The organism is Nonomuraea thailandensis (assembly GCF_024172165.1).
GTDB classification, from domain to species: Bacteria; Actinomycetota; Actinomycetes; order Streptosporangiales; family Streptosporangiaceae; genus Nonomuraea; species Nonomuraea thailandensis.
The window spans coordinates 12,465,470-12,481,807 of record NZ_JAMZEB010000002.1; the positions used below are offsets into that span (position 1 = coordinate 12,465,470).

Annotated in this window: 19 protein-coding genes; 8 read left to right on the forward strand and 11 right to left on the reverse strand. The window is 73.0% G+C overall.

What is annotated here, in order from left to right:
- Positions 1–31 precede the first annotated feature (31 nt).
- The gene (locus tag HD597_RS61960; protein ID WP_253758716.1) at positions 32–493 is read left to right on the forward strand and encodes a GNAT family N-acetyltransferase; all 462 of its coding nucleotides are present in this window, start codon (positions 32–34) and stop codon (positions 491–493) included.
- On the opposite strand, the gene HD597_RS61965 is transcribed toward HD597_RS61960, so the two are convergent.
- From HD597_RS61965 to HD597_RS61975, 3 genes are read right to left on the reverse strand one after another with little or no spacing between them, the layout of a single operon-like run.
- A complete protein-coding gene (locus HD597_RS61965; protein ID WP_253758718.1) occupies positions 474–2,216 on the reverse strand; it encodes an ABC transporter ATP-binding protein in 1,743 nt (580 codons plus the stop codon). The genes HD597_RS61960 and HD597_RS61965 overlap by 20 nt on opposite strands.
- Positions 2,213–3,985, reverse strand: coding sequence for an ABC transporter ATP-binding protein (locus tag HD597_RS61970; protein WP_253758720.1), 1,773 nt, complete (start codon positions 3,983–3,985; stop codon positions 2,213–2,215). The genes HD597_RS61965 and HD597_RS61970 overlap by 4 nt, the downstream gene beginning before the upstream one ends.
- On the reverse strand, positions 3,978–4,916 hold the full coding sequence (locus tag HD597_RS61975; protein ID WP_253758722.1) for an alpha/beta hydrolase: 939 nt from the start codon (positions 4,914–4,916) through the stop codon (positions 3,978–3,980). The genes HD597_RS61970 and HD597_RS61975 overlap by 8 nt, the downstream gene beginning before the upstream one ends.
- Before the next feature lie 90 nt (positions 4,917–5,006).
- Between HD597_RS61975 and HD597_RS61980 the strand changes: the two genes are divergently transcribed.
- Positions 5,007–5,564, forward strand: a complete 558-nt coding sequence (locus HD597_RS61980; RefSeq protein ID WP_253758725.1) for a TetR/AcrR family transcriptional regulator — start codon at positions 5,007–5,009, stop codon at positions 5,562–5,564.
- A 16-nt stretch (positions 5,565–5,580) separates the two neighbouring features.
- Here the strand turns inward: HD597_RS61980 and HD597_RS61985 are convergent, their stop codons facing one another.
- The 4 genes from HD597_RS61985 to HD597_RS62000 form a co-directional block, all read right to left on the reverse strand.
- Positions 5,581–6,099 (reverse strand): nitroreductase/quinone reductase family protein, encoded by a 519-nt coding sequence (locus HD597_RS61985; RefSeq protein ID WP_253758727.1) that lies wholly within the window; start codon positions 6,097–6,099, stop codon positions 5,581–5,583.
- Entirely contained in the window at positions 6,096–6,533 is a 438-nt protein-coding gene (locus HD597_RS61990) for a hypothetical protein (protein WP_253758730.1), read from the reverse strand. The genes HD597_RS61985 and HD597_RS61990 overlap by 4 nt, the downstream gene beginning before the upstream one ends.
- Before the next feature lie 261 nt (positions 6,534–6,794).
- A complete protein-coding gene (locus tag HD597_RS61995) occupies positions 6,795–7,571 on the reverse strand; it encodes an NAD(P)-binding domain-containing protein (protein ID WP_253758732.1) in 777 nt (258 codons plus the stop codon).
- A gap of 28 nt (positions 7,572–7,599) precedes the next feature.
- Positions 7,600–9,039 (reverse strand): MFS transporter, encoded by a 1,440-nt coding sequence (locus HD597_RS62000; protein WP_253758734.1) that lies wholly within the window; start codon positions 9,037–9,039, stop codon positions 7,600–7,602.
- A 142-nt stretch (positions 9,040–9,181) separates the two neighbouring features.
- Here HD597_RS62000 and HD597_RS62005 point away from each other — a divergent pair, with 142 nt between their 5' ends.
- Complete coding sequence (locus HD597_RS62005) at positions 9,182–9,796, forward strand: TetR/AcrR family transcriptional regulator (protein ID WP_253758736.1); 615 nt, start codon at positions 9,182–9,184, stop codon at positions 9,794–9,796.
- Positions 9,793–9,999 carry a winged helix-turn-helix transcriptional regulator gene (locus HD597_RS62010; protein WP_253758738.1) on the forward strand — a complete coding sequence of 69 codons (207 nt, stop codon included), beginning with the start codon at positions 9,793–9,795 and terminating at the stop codon, positions 9,997–9,999. Before HD597_RS62005 ends, HD597_RS62010 begins: the two co-directional genes overlap by 4 nt.
- Here the strand turns inward: HD597_RS62010 and HD597_RS62015 are convergent.
- Complete coding sequence (locus HD597_RS62015) at positions 9,989–10,378, reverse strand: SgcJ/EcaC family oxidoreductase (protein WP_253759976.1); 390 nt, start codon at positions 10,376–10,378, stop codon at positions 9,989–9,991. The genes HD597_RS62010 and HD597_RS62015 overlap by 11 nt on opposite strands.
- Between HD597_RS62015 and HD597_RS62020 the strand changes: the two genes are divergently transcribed.
- From HD597_RS62020 to HD597_RS62030, 3 genes are all read left to right on the forward strand, one after another.
- On the forward strand, positions 10,301–10,762 hold the full coding sequence (locus HD597_RS62020) for a MarR family winged helix-turn-helix transcriptional regulator (protein ID WP_253758739.1): 462 nt from the start codon (positions 10,301–10,303) through the stop codon (positions 10,760–10,762). The two genes, HD597_RS62015 and HD597_RS62020, sit on opposite strands and share 78 nt — an antisense overlap.
- Positions 10,763–10,886: 124 nt before the next feature.
- A complete protein-coding gene (locus HD597_RS62025) occupies positions 10,887–11,264 on the forward strand; it encodes a hypothetical protein (RefSeq protein ID WP_253758740.1) in 378 nt (125 codons plus the stop codon).
- 42 nt (positions 11,265–11,306) lie between these two features.
- Positions 11,307–12,497, forward strand: a complete 1,191-nt coding sequence (locus HD597_RS62030; RefSeq protein WP_253758741.1) for a serine hydrolase domain-containing protein — start codon at positions 11,307–11,309, stop codon at positions 12,495–12,497.
- 53 nt (positions 12,498–12,550) lie between these two features.
- On the opposite strand, the gene HD597_RS62035 is transcribed toward HD597_RS62030, so the two are convergent.
- On the reverse strand, positions 12,551–13,267 hold the full coding sequence (locus HD597_RS62035; RefSeq protein ID WP_253758743.1) for a YqjF family protein: 717 nt from the start codon (positions 13,265–13,267) through the stop codon (positions 12,551–12,553).
- An 82-nt stretch (positions 13,268–13,349) separates the two neighbouring features.
- Between HD597_RS62035 and HD597_RS62040 the strand changes: the two genes are divergently transcribed.
- Entirely contained in the window at positions 13,350–13,592 is a 243-nt protein-coding gene (locus HD597_RS62040; protein WP_253758745.1) for a hypothetical protein, read from the forward strand.
- A gap of 7 nt (positions 13,593–13,599) precedes the next feature.
- Here HD597_RS62040 and HD597_RS62045 read toward each other — a convergent pair whose 3' ends face one another.
- Both HD597_RS62045 and clpX read right to left on the reverse strand, forming a co-directional pair.
- Positions 13,600–14,577 (reverse strand): Ppx/GppA family phosphatase, encoded by a 978-nt coding sequence (locus HD597_RS62045; RefSeq protein WP_253758746.1) that lies wholly within the window; start codon positions 14,575–14,577, stop codon positions 13,600–13,602.
- A gap of 160 nt (positions 14,578–14,737) precedes the next feature.
- Positions 14,738–16,024, reverse strand: a complete 1,287-nt coding sequence (gene clpX, locus HD597_RS62050; RefSeq protein WP_253759978.1) for an ATP-dependent Clp protease ATP-binding subunit ClpX — start codon at positions 16,022–16,024, stop codon at positions 14,738–14,740.
- Between the last annotated feature and the right edge of the window lie 314 nt (positions 16,025–16,338).

Below are 16,338 nucleotides of genomic sequence, written 5' to 3' on the forward strand. Positions count from 1 at the left end.
GGGAACGGGCCGGGCCGCACGGGGGAGAGCGATGGCGTTCACGATCGTGGTCGACGATCTGCGCGGGCCGCAGATCGCCGCGTTCCTGGAGGAGCACCTGGAGGAGATGCGCTCCATCACCCCCGAAGGCAGCGTGCACGCGCTCGACCTCGACGCGCTGCGCGGCCCCGAGGTCACGTTCTGGGTGGTGTACGACGACGGCGAGCTCGTCGGCTGCGGCGCGATCAAGCGCATCGGCGGCGCGCACGGGGAGATCAAGTCCATGCGCACCGCCTACGCCCGCCGCCGCGACGGCATCGCCGGCCTGCTGCTCACCCACATGCTGGAGCAGGCCAAGGCGATGGGCCTGGAACGGCTCAGCCTGGAGACCGGCTCCACCGAGCACTTCGCGCGGGCCAGGAGGCTGTACGAGAAGTTCGGCTTCGAGCCCTGCGGCGCGTTCGCCGGCTACGGCCCCGACCCGCACAGCGCCTTCATGACCCGGACGCTCTGACGTCCACACCGCCGTTCGCAGCCGGGGCCATGGAGATCTCCCAGAAGGCCGCGTAACGGCCGCCGCGGCGGAGCAGGTCGTCGTGGGTGCCTGATTCCACGATGCGGCCGGCGTCCAGGAAGGCGATGCGGTCGGCGTCGCGGACGGTGCGCAGGCGATGGGCCACCATCACGACCGTCCGGCCCGCCACCAGCCGCTCGATGCCCGCATGGACCGCCTCCTCGTTCACCGGGTCCAGGGCGGAGGTCACCTCGTCCAGCAGGACGATCGGGGCGTCCTTCAGCAGGGCGCGGGCGATGGACACCCGCTGGCGCTCGCCGCCCGACAGCAGGGCGCCGCCCTCGCCGACGTCGGTGGCCCAGCCGTCCGGCAGACGGTCGATCACCTCGTCCAGGCGGGCGGCGGTCGCCGCCTCGCGGACCTCGGCCTCCGTGGCGTCGGGGCGGCCGAGGCGGATGTTGTCCTCGATCGTGCCTTCGAAGAGGTAGACGTCCTGGAAGACGATGGCGATCCGGGACATCAGCGTCCGCGTGTCGACGGCGCGGACGTCCGCGCCGCCGATGCGGACCGCGCCGGAGTCCACGTCGTGGAAACGTGCCAGGAGCTGCAGCAGGGTGCTCTTGCCCGCGCCCGACGGGCCGACGACGGCCAGCCGCCGCCCTTCGGGCAGCGTCAGCGACAGGTCGTCGATCACCGTGCGGTCGCCGTGGCGGAAGGTGACCGAGTCGAACTCCAGGTCGTGGCGGTCCGGGCGGACCGGCTCGCGGGGCTCGGGCAGCGGCGGGGTGCTCAGGAGCGTGTCGAGCTTGGCCAGCTCGGCGCGGGCGCCGCGGAGCTGGCCGCCGAGGTCGGCCAGGGACAGGAGCGGGTCGGCGCAGCGGGCGGCCAGCACCAGGATCGCCAGCACCTCGGCCGCGCCGATGCCGCCGCCGAGCGCCAGGTACGTGCCCAGGACCAGCAGCGCGGTCAGGATCGCCTGCACCGTGAGGGACAGCCCGAGAACGCCGGGCAGCGCCGACAGCGCGGAGCGGCGGGAAGCACGCCGGATCTCGCGCAGCGAGTCGTCGAGCAGGCCGAAGCGCTCGACGGTGCGACCGCCGGCCCGCAGCACCGGCTGGGCCTGGAGGTATTCGACGACCCGGCCGGCGGCCTGCTGGTCGCGGTGGTGGCGCTCGGCGTCGGCCGCCGCCGTCGCGCGTCCCGTCCAGAGCTGGACCGCCGCCACGGCGGGCGCGGCGAGCAGCGCGGCCAGGCCCAGCCGCCAGTCGTGGGCCAGCATCACCGCCACGATGGTCAGCGGGGTCACGGCGGCGGAGACGTACGGCGTCAGCAGGTGCGCGATCACGCTCATCGCCTGCAGCACGCCCCGGCCGGCCAGCAGCGACACCTCTCCGACGCGGCCGGGGCCGTACCAGCCGATGGGCAGGCGGGCCAGGTGGTCGCCGAGCCGGCGGTACGTGCCGCGCAGCAGCGTGGTCCCCACGCGGAACCCGGACAGGTCGCTGACGTAGCGGAGCCCGGCGTAGACTGCGACCGCCGCGCCGAACGCGATCAGCCACGGGCGGGCGGCTGCGGCGTCGCGCTCGAAGAGGGCTGCGAGCACGGGGACCAGCAGGGCGTACGACAGGCCTTCGAGGATCGCGGTCGTCGTCATCAGCGCCACGGTGCGGCGCACCGGTCGCGCGTACTGGTGTCCCAGCACGCGCAGCAGCATGCGTATCATCGGGGCTCGTCTCCTCGGTGTGACCGCCAGAAGGCGGCGAACCTGCCGTCGCGGTGCAGCAGCTCGGCCGGTGTGCCGCGCTCGACGATCGATCCGTTGTCCAGCATCACGACGGTGTCGGCGTCGGCGATCGTCTCCAGCCGGTGCGCGATGACCACGATCGTCCGCTCGCCGCCCTGCCACGTGGCCAGCGCTCGCCGCACCGCCTGCTCCGTCTGCGGGTCGGCGAACGCGGTCGCCTCGTCGAGCACCAGCACGGGGGTGTCGGCCAGCAGCGCGCGGGCGAGGGCGACCCGTTGCGCCTCGCCGCGCGACAGCCCGGCCTCCTCGTCGAGCACCGTGTCGTAGCCGCGCGGCAGCTCCAGGATCCGGTCGTGGACGCCCGCCAGGCGGGCGGCGCGGACCACCTGGTCGCGGCCGGCGTGCGGGACCGCCAGCGCGATGTTGTCGGCGACCGAGGCGCGCAGCAGGCGGATGTCCTGGAAGACGAAGGAGACCGCCTGGTAGAGCCGGCGGCTGCCGAGCTCGCGCTGGTCGACGCCGCCCAGGGTGATCGAGCCGCCGGTGGGGTCGAAGAACCGGGGCAGCAGCTGGACCAGCGTGGACTTGCCGCTGCCCGAGGGGCCCACGATCGCGGTGACCGTGCCCGGTTCGAGCACCAGGTCGATCCCGCGCAGCACCTCGCGTCCGGCGTCGTACCCGAAGCGCACGTCCCGCAGCTCCACCCGGTGCCCGTGCGGCGCGACGGGGCGGGCGGGCTCGGGCAGCGGCTCGACCGCGAGCACGTCCCGGATCCGGCCGACCGCGCGCCAGGCCGCCTGCATGTCGTCGAAGCCGTGGCCGAGCGCCGCCACCGGTGCGGTCAGCCCCAGCCCCAGCAGCAGGAACGGCAGCAGGTCAGCCGGGGCCAGGCCGCCGCCGCCGATCAGGACGGCGCCCCCGGCCAGCACGACCAGCAGCACGAACGGCGGCGCCAGCACCGTCTGCATCGCGGCGGCGATCGGGGCCAGCCCGCGCGCCCACCGCAGGAACGTATCGGCGAACTCGTCCGTGGCCGTCAGGAACCTCCGGTGCGTACGCTCCGCCCCGCAGAACGCCTTGACCACCGCGATGCCCTGCACGAACTCCACGGCCGAGCCGGCGATCCGCCCCATGGCCGCGTCGAACTCGCGCTGCTCCCGCTGCCGCGCGGCGGTCATCATGAGCGGCACCATCGCCAGGGCCAGCAGCACCGGGATCAGCGTGATCAGCGTGAGCCGCCAGTCCACGGCGAACAGGTAGACCAGCGACACCAGCGGCACGACGAACGCCGAGACCAGCTCGCCGGGCGTGTGCGCGACGAACGGGTGCACCGCGCTCACGTCGTCGCCGACCAGCTTGGCCAGCTCACCCGTCCGGCGCCGGGACAACCACCCGATCGGCACGCGCCCCAGGTGCGCGGCCAGCCGCCGGCGGAACGCCAGCTGCACCCGGCCGTCCAGCAGGTGCCCGATCCCGGACGAGGCCGAGGTGAACAGCAACCGGACCAGCAGGCCGGCCGCGCCGGCGAGCACCACGAACCAGACGTGACCGCTGTCGAGCGGGCCGGGCGACAACAACGCGCGGCCCAGCTCCACCACGGCCAGCAGCGGCGCCAGGCCCGCCACGGCGCCGATCACCTGGAGGATCACCAGGGCGGCGAAACTGCCGGCGTGCGGGCGCAGCAGGCCGGCCACGGTGCCGGCCCCGGACACCCGCGGCGGGGCGCCCCCGAGCGGGTCGTCATCCATGGAGGGCCTCGCGGAGGAACTCGAGGATCTCCGCCCGGGCCGGCGCCGCCTGGGGCGCCACGCCCGGCATGCTGAGGAACGCGTGCCCCGCCTCCGGGTACTCGCTGAGCCGCGCGGGCGTCCCGGCCGCCTGGAGCCGGTCGGCGTAGCGGCGGCCGTGGTCGGCCAGCGGGTCGTGGGTCGGCACCACCACGAGCGCCGGGGCCAGGCCGTTCAGGTCGCCGGCGTGGAGCGGTGACAGGACCCGGGGGTCGCTTCCGTCCGGCACGGCCAGCCGCTGGAAGAAGCGCAACTGCGGCATGGTGAGGGTGGGGGTGTGCGCGAACCGGCTCATCGACTCGTGGCCGAGGGCCGCCGGGGTGACGTCGACCGCGGGGTTGACCAGCACCTGCGCCCGCAGGGGCAGGCCGGCCCGGCGGGCCCTGATCGCCGCCAGGGCGCTGATCAGCGCGCCGCAGCTCTCGCCGAAGACGGCGGTGCGCGCGGGATCGACGTCCCACTCCGTGGCGTGGCCCACCACGTGGCCGAGCACGTCCCAGCCGTCGTCCGCGGCGGCGGACAGCGGGGTCGCGAAGTCGAGGAGACGGTGCTCGACCGAGACGACCAGCGCGGGCAGGTGGGCGGCGAGGTGGCTGTTGACCCAGTCGCTCTGCGCCGCCGTGCCCACGAAGGCGCCGCCGTGCACGTGCAGCACGAGCGGCAGGGGGCCGCCGGCCGCGGGGCGGTACACCCGGACCGGGAGCTCGCGGCCGGGCAGCGCCACCCGGCGCCATTCGATCGCGGCGCCCGAATCCGGCTCGCCGGTGATCGCCCGGGCCGCGGCGGACGCGCGGACCCGGTTCTCGGCGTCCCGGTAGGCGATCAGCTCCGCGGCGGTCAGCGTCGGCCAGTCCGGCTCCGACGGCCGCTCCGCGATGGTGATGTCGCTCATGTCCCTCCTTGGTCGGCGAGTTTCGCTACCTCAGGTTTCGCTACCTAAGGTTTCGAAACCCAAGGTAGCGTAAAAAGGTATCGTGTGCGCATGACCTCGAGCACACCCGCCCGGCCGCCCGGCCGCCCGCGTTCCGGCGTCAACGCCGTGGTGTTCGCCGCGACGCTGAGCACGGTCCACGAGCTGGGCTACGCGCGTGCCACCGTCGAGCGCATCGCCGCCGCGGCCGGTATCGCGAAGACGACGATCTACCGTCGCTGGCCGACGAAGGGGGCGCTGATCGTGGACTGCCTCCTCGACGCGTTCGGCCCGGCGCCGCTCGAGGGCGGCAACCGGGCCGAGATCCTGTCCTCGGCCATCCGGTGGATCGCGGGGAAGATCGGTGAGCCGGGGGTGGGCGACGCGTTCGCGGGCGTGTTCAGTGACGCCGTCAGCGACCCGGAGCTGCGCGAGATCCTCTCCTCGCGGCTGCAGGACCCCTACCGGCTCGCCCTCCAGGACGTGCTCGGCGAGCCGGAGCGCCGGGTGCTGTTCTTCATCGACGTCATCGTCGGCACGCTGCTCCACCGGCTCGGCATGACCGGCGAGCCGATGGTGGACGCCGACGTGGACGCGCTGGTCGAGATGGTCCTGCCGGCCTTCCGCTGAGGCCCCCGGGCTCCGTCTAGAGCTCGTGGACGCGGAAGACGGGGTGCCGCGGCGCGATCCGGCGGAACTCCGGCAGGGGCGCCGACGGCGCCAGGCCGAGGTGCGGCCGGGCGCCGGGCGCGCCGGCGAGGTAGCGGCGCAGGATCTCGGCGCGCTGGCCGGTCGGGATCTCCTCGAGCTGGACGGGGAACTCGCGGCCCTGCCGGCGCAGCGCCGCCCTGCCGCCCGCCGCCTCGACGTTGCGCACCCAGCTCGCGTCCGGTCCGAGCATCGAGACGAGGAAGTCGGCGCCGCGGTGGCGGGTGACCGCGACCGGAACCGACGTGAGCTTCCCGCTGCGGCGCCCCACCACCTTCAGGACGGCGGCATGGCCCGGCGACAACCAGCGGACCCCGTAGGCGAGGGCGTCGAGACGGTTCCACCACCGCATGATCGTGTTCGGCCGCCCGCCCCGGTACATCGCCCGCTTGAGCGCCGCGAGCCCCCGCGTCACGGCCCCGCCGGCGCCTCGCGCCCCCGGGCGGTCTTCGCTCATCGCGTTCTCTTCCACATCGCGACCGCGACGAGGCCGGGTACGCACGGCAGTACCAGGAGCCAGCCCAGCAGCGGCGCCAGGCCGACATCGCCGGAGACGTCCTGGACGGTGAGCCCGGCGATCGCGATGGACAGAGCGATCACCAGCAGTCCGGTCGCCGGCCACGGGGTCCAGCGCTTGCCGGCGCGCGCCGCCAGGATCGTGCCGAACCAGCCGATGAGCCCGAGCGCCCCCACGGTGGCCAGGATGACCAGGTACGCGGAGACGGCCGCGTCGATCGCGCCGGGGTCGTAGCTCGGGTAGCTCGCCCTGAGGTGATCCGCCAGCACCGACCGGTCGGCGAACGGGAAGAGGGCGGCGAGCGCGGTGAGTGCCGCTCCGACGTACATCGCCACCAGGACGATCCGGCTGCGTGATCTCTGTTCCAGCGTCATTGCGCGAGTCCCTTCAGATTCGAGACAGTCACTATCTCCAGCGAGTGACTCTAGGCATTCCGCTATCGGCTAGTCAATCGCTTGAGAAAGTGACTTTCAGATTCGATGGCGCACGAGGGGAGGGATCGAGGTCGGCAGCATGAGCCCGGAAGCGCTCGAAGGCACGCTCGATCGCGAGCCGGCGCATCGCGCCGGCCACGTCGAGGAAGGGCTACGCCCCCTGCGCGGCAGCTCGGGCCACGGAGCCCGCCTGAGCCGGGGTCACCTCAGGTCGGCGAGAAGGGCGTCGAGAGCCGCGCGGAGCGCGTCGGAGTTGGCCTGGTCGAACCAGGTGGTGCGGATGCGCTGGTTGAGCCCGTTCGGGGTCTCGTGGTCGGCTGCGAGCCGGTCCAGGGAACGGGACTCGTCGCTCAGGCTCCGGCCGACGCCCTGGAACAGGCCGCGGACGTAGCGGTCCGCGGCGTCGGCGGTCATGCCGTGCCCGGCGGCCCAGGAGGTGAGCGTGGCGAGGTACCAGTAGTGGGAGGTCAGCGTCGCGGTGAGCGCCGAGAAGACGTTGAAGGCGGCCTCGTCGGGAACGGGAAGCACGCCGCCCAGCGGCTCGAAGAGCGCGTCCACCACGGGATGCGACGGGCAGGTCACCGTGACGGAGCGGCGCTCGCGGACGGCGGGCAGGGGGATGGCCCGCACCAGCGGCGCGCCGGTGGCCAGCGCGCGGCGCACGTCGTCGTTCGCGACGCCGCCCATCACGTTAATCACGATCTTGTCGTCGCCCACCCGCAGGCCGGTCAGCGCCTCGTGCCGGTCCTGGGGGCGTACGGCGATGATCACCACCTCGGAGCGGTCCACCACGTCCTGGTTGCCCGCGCACACCTGGACGCTCCCGTAGCGCTCGGACAGCTCCGCGGCCGTGCGGGCGCCGCGGGGCGAGAGGAACACCTCGGGCGCCTTGCCGTCGCCCTCGCACAGCCCGGTCACGATCGCCCGGCCGATCTCGCCGACCCCCACGACGCCGATGCGCATCCTCGCCACCTCCACCGTCGAGAGGATAGCGGTGGGCCTCCGCTCAGGTGCGGGTGGGGACCTCACCCTTCCTGCGCGGCCGGTGCCCGGTCACCTCGTGCCCGGCGTCGGGCCGCAGCCGCACCATCAGCAGGGCGCCGGCCAGCGCGACCGCGCCGGACAGCGCGAACGCGAGGGCGAAGTCGCCCTGGGTGAGCGGGGTCGCGGCCGGGCCGTGCGCGACCTGGAGGACGATCGCGGCGGCGGCCACGCCCAGGGCCATGGAGATCTGCTGCATCATGCTGAAGAACGTCGAGGCCGAGGCCCGGTCGGTGGGGCCGATGTCCGCGAACGACAGCGTGTTGATGCCGGTGAACTCGATCGACCGGGTCACCCCGGCGGCGAAGGCCACCACGGCCACCACGGCGAACCCCGTACGGGCGTCCAGCAGCCCGAACGCCCCGATCGACAGCGCCACCGCCACGCCGTTGCCGATCAGCACCGTACGGAACCCGAGCCGCCGCAGCAGCGGCGTGGTGATCGTCTTGACGACCAGGTTGCCCAGGAAGTACACCAGCACGATCTGGCCCGCCTCCAGCGGCGTCAGCCGCCACGCCTCCTGCAGCATGAGCGGGAGCAGGAACGGCGTCGCGCTGATCGCCAGCCGGATGAGGTTCCCGGCGTGCAGGGTGGAGGCCGCGAACGTGGGCACCCGCAGCGGCGCCAGGTCGATCAGCGGATGGGCGGCCCGGCGGAACCGCCGGACGGCGGCCACGCCCACCAGCGTGCCGACGGCGAGCAGGGCGAGGTCCAGGCCCACCGCCGACGGATGCGCCAGCTCCGACAGCCCGTAGATCGTCAGGCTCAGCGCCACGATGATCAGGATCGTTCCCGTGCGGTCCAGCGGCCTGGGGTCGGGCTCGCGCAGGCCGGGGATGTAGGCCAGCACCAGCGCGGTGCCGATAAGCGCGAGCGGCGCGTTGAGCAGGAAGATCCACTGCCAGCCGTACCAGGTGGTCAGGGCGCCGCCGACGACCGGGGCGATGACCGGCGCGATGAGGGCCGGCCAGGTGATCAGCGCCGTGGCCCGCAGGAGGTCCTCCTTGCCGGCGTTCCTGAGCACGATGATGCGGCCGACCGGCATCATCAGGGCGCCGCCGACGCCCTGGACGACACGGGCCAGGACGAACTGCCACAGCTCCGTGCAGGCCGCGCAGCCGACCGAGGCCAGGCCGAACACCACGATCGCGGTCGCGAACACCCGCTTGGCGCCGTACCGGTCGGACAGCCAGCCGCCGAGCGGGATGAAGGCGGCGCCCGCCACGACGTACGCGGTGATGCCGATGTTCACGCTGACGGCGTCCACGCCGAACGTCCGCGCCATCTGGGGGAGGGAGGTGTTGATGATCGTGGTGTCGAGGTTCTGCATGAACCACGCGACGGCCACGATCAGGGCGACCCGCCGGGGAGCTCTCTGGAGCGGATCGCGGGGGACGTGCGGCATGTTCTCTCCGGGGGTGCCGGACGCGGTGGGCCCCAGGCCGGTTCGAGGCCCGGCGGCCGGCTCAGGTGCTCGGTGAACATGGTCACACACCGGCGCCGCGTCGCCTCGCGGCGGGGCGGGGTCACCGCGATAAGGTACGCGGATGAGTCGCAGGGACGAGCGCGACGCGTCCCGCCGGCGTGGCGCCAAGCTGGAGGACGCGCTCCTCGACGCCGCCTGGGAGGTCCTGCTCGAACACGGATACCACGGCTTCACCTTCGAGGCCGTCGCCGCCCGGGCCGGCACTAGCCGCCCCGTGCTCTACCGCCGCTGGGCCCACCGCGACGACCTGCTGCTGGCCACGCTCACCAGGTACTGGCGCCCGATCGCGGTGCCCGACACCGGCAGCCTGCGCGGCGACGCGATCGGCTTCCTGCGCAACGCCGACGCCGACCGCGCGGGCATGATCACGCTGATGAGCGTGCAGCTCGTGGACTACTTCCAGGACACCGGCACCAGCCTCGGCGAGCTCCGCGACACCCTCCTGCCGCCGGGCCACCCGACCGCCTTCGAGACGATCGTGGCCCGCGCGGTCGAGCGCGGCGAGCTGCCCGACGTGCCCCGCCGGGCCCGCGTGGTGAACCTGCCGCTGGACCTGCTGCGCCACGACCTGTTCATGACGATGCGCCCGGTGCCGGACGAGGCGATCGCCGAGATCGTGGACGAGGTGTGGCTGCCGCTGCTGGGAACGCCGCCGACAAATGGTCGCTGCTGGTGATCGCGCTGCTGGAGCGGCGGACGGTGCATTCGGTGGTGCCGCCCCGGGTGGAGTGCGAGCTGACCGCGCTCGGCGTCTCGCTGCACGAGGTGATCAGGTCGCCGGTGATCTGGACCGAGGAGCACCGGCGGGGGATCTCGGACGCGCGCTCGGCCTACGACGATCGGGCGGAGGAGCAGGAGCTGCTGACCGTCACCCGGTGAGGCCGAGCCGGCGGGCGCCCCGGGCCATGAGCCGGGACATCTTCGACGGGAACGAGCCGGGCTCGGGAACGGTGACCGGCCGTACGCGGCCGTTGTGGATGGCGCCGATCTTCCAGCCGGTCTCCGTGCGCACCACGACGATGGTCTGCCGCGACAGCCGCCGCCTGGGGAGCGTGGACCGCCACGGCATCAGGACGGAGGCCGTGCCGTGCGCGACGGCCACGTCCGGCGTGAGGTAGCGGACCGACTCCAGGTCGCCGACCAGGGCCGAGCCGGCCAGGACGCCCCGGAAAAGCTTGTCGTGGTTGTGCTGGTGCCGCGCCCGGCCGCGGGCGACGGTGCCGTCGTAGGAGACGTAGTCGGAGTCGTCGGTGAACAGCGCTCCGAACGCCTCGGCGTCGGCCTCAACCGCACCGACCTGCGCTGCCTCGACGTGGTGCTGGGCGAGGGGCCGGTGGCCGCGGGCCGGATCAGCGCCGCGCTGAAGCTGAGCCCGGCGGCCACCACCACGGTCATCGACCGGCTGGAGCGGGCGGGCATGGTGTCCCGTTCTTCCGATCCGGGCAACCGCCGCCGGGTCCTGGTCGCCGCGACCGAGGCCGCCCGCTCCGCGGAGGCGGAGATCTTCCTGCCTGTTGGGCGGGCGGGCGCCGAGGCGCTGCGGGCGTACGGGGCTGACGCGCTGGCGACCGTCCTCGACTTCCTGCGTACGGCCCGCAGGGTCCAGGAGGAGCAGGCCGCCCGCGTCAGGGCCCTGCCGTGAGCCGGAGGGTTGAAAACATCGTCTCTTATAGAGACAATGTTTTCGGCGCCTCGGAGGGCGAGGCGCCGGGCGTGGTACTACTGGAGATCCGCGAAGGAGGCCGGAAGGACGAGCTGGTGCGCCCATGACCGAGCACTATCTCGGTGTCCTCGGCGTGGCCGAGGCCCTGGGAGTGACCCGGCACGCGGTGCACAAGTGGCGCACGCGCTACCCCGGCGGCTCCGAGCACGCGTTCCCCGAGCCGGACGTCGAGGTGGACGGGGCTCCCGGCTGGCGGCCCGATCGGGTGCAGGAGATCGTGCGCTGGCGGGAGGGCCTGCCGGGGCGCGGGGCCGGAGGCGGTCGTCCGGTCGCGGCGCGCCAGGAGTACCTCAAGGCGGCGATGGCCCGCGGCCTCGACCGGGACGAGGCGCTGCGCGCGCTGGCGACGTTCCAGGAGGAGTTTCCCGAGATGAGCGAGCCTGAGCTGTGCGCGTGGCTCATCGAGAAGTTCCGCCGCTGACGCCCGCTTGTCTTTCGCATCACGGACAGAAGGCGATGAGGCATGCTCGACAACGGTTCAGAGGTGGGCGGGGAGACGGCGCCGGGGTTCGAGGCGGTGCGCGAGGCGTTCGCGGCCAACCTGGCCTCGGGAGCGGAGGCCGGCGCGGCGGTCAGCGTCTACCTGCGCGGACGGAAGGTCGTCGATCTGTGGGGCGGGATCGCGGATCCGCAGACGGGCCGCCCGTGGGAGCGCGACACCCTGCAGATCGTCTACTCCACCACCAAGGCGGTGACGGCGGCGTGCGCGCTGCTGCTGGCCCAGCGGGGTGAGCTCGACCTCGACGCGCCCGTGGCCCGCTACTGGCCCGAGTTCGCCGCCAACGGCAAGGAACGGATCCCGGTGCGGTGGCTGCTCACCCACCAGGCCGGCCTGCCCACCCTCGACCGTCCGGTCACCCCGGCCGAGGCGATCGCCTGGCATCCCGTCGTGGACGCGCTGGCGGCCCAGCGGCCGTTCTGGGAACCGGGGGCGGAGCACGGTTATCACGCGCACACCTACGGGTGGCTCGTCGGCGAGGTGGTCCGCCGGGTCTGCGGACGCAGCCTCGGCACGTTCCTCGCCGAGGAGATCGCCCGGCCGCTCGGCCTGGACCTGTGGATCGGGCTGCCCGAGCGGGAGCACCACCGGGTCAGCCGCATCGTCACCGACCCGGGCGGCTTCGACCCCTCCGCCGTCGACCTGGCCGCCGTCCCCGAGCCGATGCGGGACGTGGTGGCCGCCTACGCCGACCCGTCCTCGTTGACCGTGCGCGCGATGATGGTCGTCCAGCCCGTGCTGGACCACAACGACCCCAGGGAACAGGCCGCCGAGATGCCCGCCACCAACGGCGTCTGCACGGCGCGCGCCCTGGCCGCCTTCTACGCCGCCCTCATCGGGGAGGTGAACGGGCACCGCGTCCTCACCCCCGCCACCCTGGCCGCCGCGACCGCGGAACAGGTCGCGGGCGTCGACCGCATCCTGCGCGTGCCCGTACGCATCGGCACCGGTTTCGGCCTGCCCACCCCGGACGCGTTCTGGTACTCGCCCACGGCCTTCGGGTTCGGCGGCCTCGGCGGCTCCCTCGGCTTCGCCGACCCGCGGACCGGGCTCGCGTTCGGCTACGTGATGAACCGGGTCAGGGACGGCGTCCCGGACACGCGGGCGGCACGCCTGTTCGAGGCCGTCAGGAAGGCGACCCAGGCGCACGCCTGAAGCGCCGTCACCGGGGCGGTGCTGGCGCGCGCCCGGCGCCGCAGGGCCGCTCGTCACCAGCTCCACATCCCGATCCGCGCCCGCACCCCGGGAGAGGCGTGCAGCACGGGCTGCCCCTCGGGAGCGGGCAGTCCCGCGGCCTGCACCAGGTCCTGGTCCAGGCGCTTCAGGCGGGCATGGTGCAGCGGCCACGGCGGATGCTCCACGCTGGCGGCGGCGAGCCGGCCGGCCACGAGGCTGAACAGCCGGAACCGGGCGGTCAGGAAGTGCGCCAGCTCGTCGCGCTCGCGCTCCACCAGCGGCACGCCGATCTCCACGTCCACGTCGCACCGCGCGCCGACCGGCCCGGGCAGGCGCCGGCGGCACCTGTACCGGGTGCGGCCGTTCTCGGCCTCGACCGACATCCCGGACCAGTGATAGGGCAGCCAGTAACCGCCGCGCCCGCCGAGCGCGGCGGGCAGGAGCCCCGCGTCGAGGGAGAAGAACCAGATCCCGGTACGGCCGCGCGCGTCGCGCACGTACGTCCGCAGGTTCGTCTCCGGGAACGTGGACAGCCACGGCAGCGCCGGAACGCCGGGCACCCGCACGTCCCGCATGAGGAAGCAGGTGAGCCCCACCCACGCCGCCCCGTCGAAGGGCTCGACCTGCAGCCGGGCCGGGAGCAGCGCCTGCACCCGCTCCGGCCGGTAGCGCCAGTGGACGAACGTCATGCGCGACCACCGCTGGTACATCACGGGCAGGGCGACATGGGGTGACGGTGGGGCGCGCATCCCGCACCCCTGCCCACCGGTGACAGGAGCAATCAGGGGGTTCGTCCGTTTCCGGCACTCGTGACGGGTCACGTGCGGGCTCATGGATCATTCTCAGGCGCCGATCTTGCAGGCACTGCAGGCCCATCACGACAGCGGGCAGCTGCCCTTCACCCCGCCGGGCCACAAGCAGGCGCGGGGGGCCGACCCGCGGGTCACCGAGGTGCTGGGCGGGGCGGTGTTCCGCTCCGACGTGCTCTCGGTGGGCGGCCTGGACGACCGGTCCAGCTCGGGCGGGTTCCTGCAGCAGGCGGAGGGCCCCAAGGCCGACGCCGTGGGGGCGTGATCTCCGGTCAGGCGCTCTCGCCCTGGATCGCGTACAGATGCCGGGCGTGCCCCGCCGAGTGGTGCAGCCGGTCCAGCAGGATGCCCTCGCGCAGCGCCCAGGGGCAGATGCGCACCACCGCCAGGTTCAGGGCGGCCATGGTGGCTTCGGCGACGATGGCGCCGGCGAGGATCTGGCGGGCGCGGGCGGCCGAGACGCCGGGGAGCTGCGCGCGCTCCGTCGGCGTCCTGGCGGCCAGGAGCTCGATGGCCCCGCCCAGGTCGACCCGGTGGAGCTCGCGGACGATGTGGGGCCCCGCCTTCGCCTTCGGCGCCCCGCACAGCCGGGCGAGCTGGGCGAACGTTCTGGACGTCGCGACCGCGGTGGCCTGTCCGATGCGGTGCCTGGCGGAGATGTCGCCGACGCCCCTGGCGAGCACCGATTCCACGTGCGCGCGCAGCCGCTTGCGGTGCTTGCGCTTCACCCGCTCGGGGTCGGGCAGGTGGTGGCGGGTGAGGCGGCCGGCGCCCAGGGGCAGGGAGAGCGCCAGGTCGGGGTTCTCGCCGCTGCCGTAGGCGAGCTCCATGGAGCCGCCGCCGATGTCGGCCAGCAGGATCGGCCCCGCGGACCAGCCGAACCAGTGCCGTGCCGCCAGGAAGGTCAGCCTCGCCTCCTGCTCGGCGTCCAGGTAACCGACCCGGACCCCCGAGGTGGCCCGGATCTCCGTCAGGATCGCGTCGCGGTTGGCGGCGTCACGCACCACGGCGGTGGCGTACGGCACCAGCTCGTGCACCCGGTGCTGGGCCGCGACGGCGGCGGCCTCCCTGACGGCCTCCGTCAGCCGGTCGATGCCCGCGCGCCCGATGACCCCGTCCCTGCTGATCGCCTCGGCCAGGCGGATCTGGCGTTTCAGCGTGGCCACCGGTTGCGGCGGATAACCGGCCGTGAGGTCGGCGATACGCAGATGGGCCGCATGGGAACCGATGTCGAGAACGCCGAGTCGCATGGTCAGGCGAATACCCGGCATTGACGCGAACAATCTTCGCGAGCCCCGCCGGAACGGCTTTCACTCGATTACGGCGTATTCACGCGTCGTCGGCAATGGCGTTGGTCGAGATGTTCCGGCACGTTATTGCCGGTGTAAGAGCGCTCAGTAATTCCCGCGCTTACGCCGACTGCTCCTGGGGGCCGCGTTTCCTGACCATGGCGGCGCGGCCCAGGGGGATCAGGCTCGGATTGACGTTCTGCAGCACCGCGTCCTCGGTGATGAGCACGCGGGTCACGTCGGTGCGGCTGGGCACGTCGTACATCACCGGCAGGAGCACCTCCTCCATGATGGCCCGCAGCCCGCGCGCCCCGGTGCCGCGCAGCAGCGCCAGCTCCGCGATCGCGTCCAGCGCGCCGCTGGTGAACTCCAGGTCCACGCCGTCCAGCTCGAACAGCCGCGCGTACTGCTTGACGAGCGCGTTCCTGGGCTCGGTCAGGATCCGGATCAGGGCCGGGCGATCGAGATCGTGCACCGTAGTGATGACCGGCAGGCGGCCGACGAACTCCGGGATCATCCCGTACCTGACCAGGTCCTCCGGCATGAGCGCCGCCAGCGGGCCGCCGCCGGGGTGCTCGCCCGCCGGGCGCAGCACCGAGTCGAAGCCCATCCTCCTGTGCCCGACGCGCTGCTCGATGATCTGCTCCAGGCCCGCGAAGGCGCCCCCGCAGATGAACAGGACGTTGGTGGTGTCGAGCTGGATGAACTCCTGCTGCGGGTGCTTGCGCCCGCCCTGCGGAGGCACCGACGCGGTGGTGCCCTCCAAGATCCGCAGCAGCGCCTGCTGGACGCCCTCGCCCGAGACGTCCCTGGTGATCGAGGGGTTCTCGCTCTTGCGGGCGATCTTGTCGATCTCGTCGATGTAGACGATGCCGGTCTCGGCCTTGCGTACGTCGTGGTCGGCGGCCTGGATGAGCTTGAGCAGGATGTTCTCGACGTCCTCGCCCACGTAGCCGGCCTCGGTGAGGGCTGTGGCGTCGGCGATCGCGAACGGCAGGTCCAGCAGTTTGGCGAGGGTCTGCGCCAGGAGCGTCTTGCCCGACCCCGACGGCCCGAGCAGCAGGATGTTGGACTTCGCGAGCTCGACGTCGTCGCCGCGCGAGCCGGTGTTGCCGGAGAAGATGCGCTTGTAGTGGTTGTAGACGGTCACCGACAACGTCTTCTTGGCCTTCTCCTGGCCGACGACGTGCGCGTCGAGGAAGGCGTGGATCTCGTGCGGCTTGGGCAGATCGTCGCGCCTGACCTCGGAGGTCTCCTCGGCCTCCTCCTCGATGATCTCGTTGCAGATCTCGATGCACTCCTGGCAGATGTAGACGCCGGGGCCGGCGATGAGCCTCCTGACCTGCCGCTGGCTCTTGCCGCAGAACGAGCACTTGAGCTGGTCCGCACGATCACCGAGGCGCGCCATTTCCATCGCTCCTTCGCCGGGTCTTTTTGCCCGGCCCGAAAACCACCCACCGTGACAGGTTCTGGGAAAGGGAGAAATTCGCAGGTCAAGGTGCGGTGGCGGCGGACGTCCGCTTGCCCTGACCTTCCGCCCGAAGCGAGGATCCCGGGCGGACGAACGAGGACTTCTGCGTTTTCCGTTCCACAGAGTACACGCCCGGCACGCACCCGCGACAGGCCGCGCGGGCGGTCCATCACAGCGCCGGCCGGCGAGCCGTGAATGGCCGTGCGAATTACGGCTCGGAAAGAGTTGACGCCGGCGGGTGAGCTTATTTC

Excerpts from the sequence above, each read along its gene's own strand:
- HD597_RS61960 (WP_253758716.1), top strand. The coding sequence starts at position 32 with ATGGCGTTCACGATCGTGGTCGACGATCTGCGCGGGCCGCAGATCGCC.
- HD597_RS61965 (WP_253758718.1), bottom strand. The coding sequence starts at position 2,216 with ATGATACGCATGCTGCTGCGCGTGCTGGGACACCAGTACGCGCGACCG.
- HD597_RS61970 (WP_253758720.1), bottom strand. The coding sequence starts at position 3,985 with ATGGATGACGACCCGCTCGGGGGCGCCCCGCCGCGGGTGTCCGGGGCC.
- HD597_RS61975 (WP_253758722.1), bottom strand. The coding sequence starts at position 4,916 with ATGAGCGACATCACCATCGCGGAGCGGCCGTCGGAGCCGGACTGGCCG.
- HD597_RS61980 (WP_253758725.1), top strand. The coding sequence starts at position 5,007 with ATGACCTCGAGCACACCCGCCCGGCCGCCCGGCCGCCCGCGTTCCGGC.
- HD597_RS61985 (WP_253758727.1), bottom strand. The coding sequence starts at position 6,099 with ATGAGCGAAGACCGCCCGGGGGCGCGAGGCGCCGGCGGGGCCGTGACG.
- HD597_RS61990 (WP_253758730.1), bottom strand. The coding sequence starts at position 6,533 with ATGACGCTGGAACAGAGATCACGCAGCCGGATCGTCCTGGTGGCGATG.
- HD597_RS62000 (WP_253758734.1), bottom strand. The coding sequence starts at position 9,039 with ATGCCGCACGTCCCCCGCGATCCGCTCCAGAGAGCTCCCCGGCGGGTC.
- HD597_RS62005 (WP_253758736.1), top strand. The coding sequence starts at position 9,182 with ATGAGTCGCAGGGACGAGCGCGACGCGTCCCGCCGGCGTGGCGCCAAG.
- HD597_RS62025 (WP_253758740.1), top strand. The coding sequence starts at position 10,887 with ATGACCGAGCACTATCTCGGTGTCCTCGGCGTGGCCGAGGCCCTGGGA.
- HD597_RS62030 (WP_253758741.1), top strand. The coding sequence starts at position 11,307 with ATGCTCGACAACGGTTCAGAGGTGGGCGGGGAGACGGCGCCGGGGTTC.
- HD597_RS62035 (WP_253758743.1), bottom strand. The coding sequence starts at position 13,267 with ATGCGCGCCCCACCGTCACCCCATGTCGCCCTGCCCGTGATGTACCAG.
- HD597_RS62040 (WP_253758745.1), top strand. The coding sequence starts at position 13,350 with ATGGATCATTCTCAGGCGCCGATCTTGCAGGCACTGCAGGCCCATCAC.
- HD597_RS62045 (WP_253758746.1), bottom strand. The coding sequence starts at position 14,577 with ATGCGACTCGGCGTTCTCGACATCGGTTCCCATGCGGCCCATCTGCGT.
- clpX (WP_253759978.1), bottom strand. The coding sequence starts at position 16,024 with ATGGCGCGCCTCGGTGATCGTGCGGACCAGCTCAAGTGCTCGTTCTGC.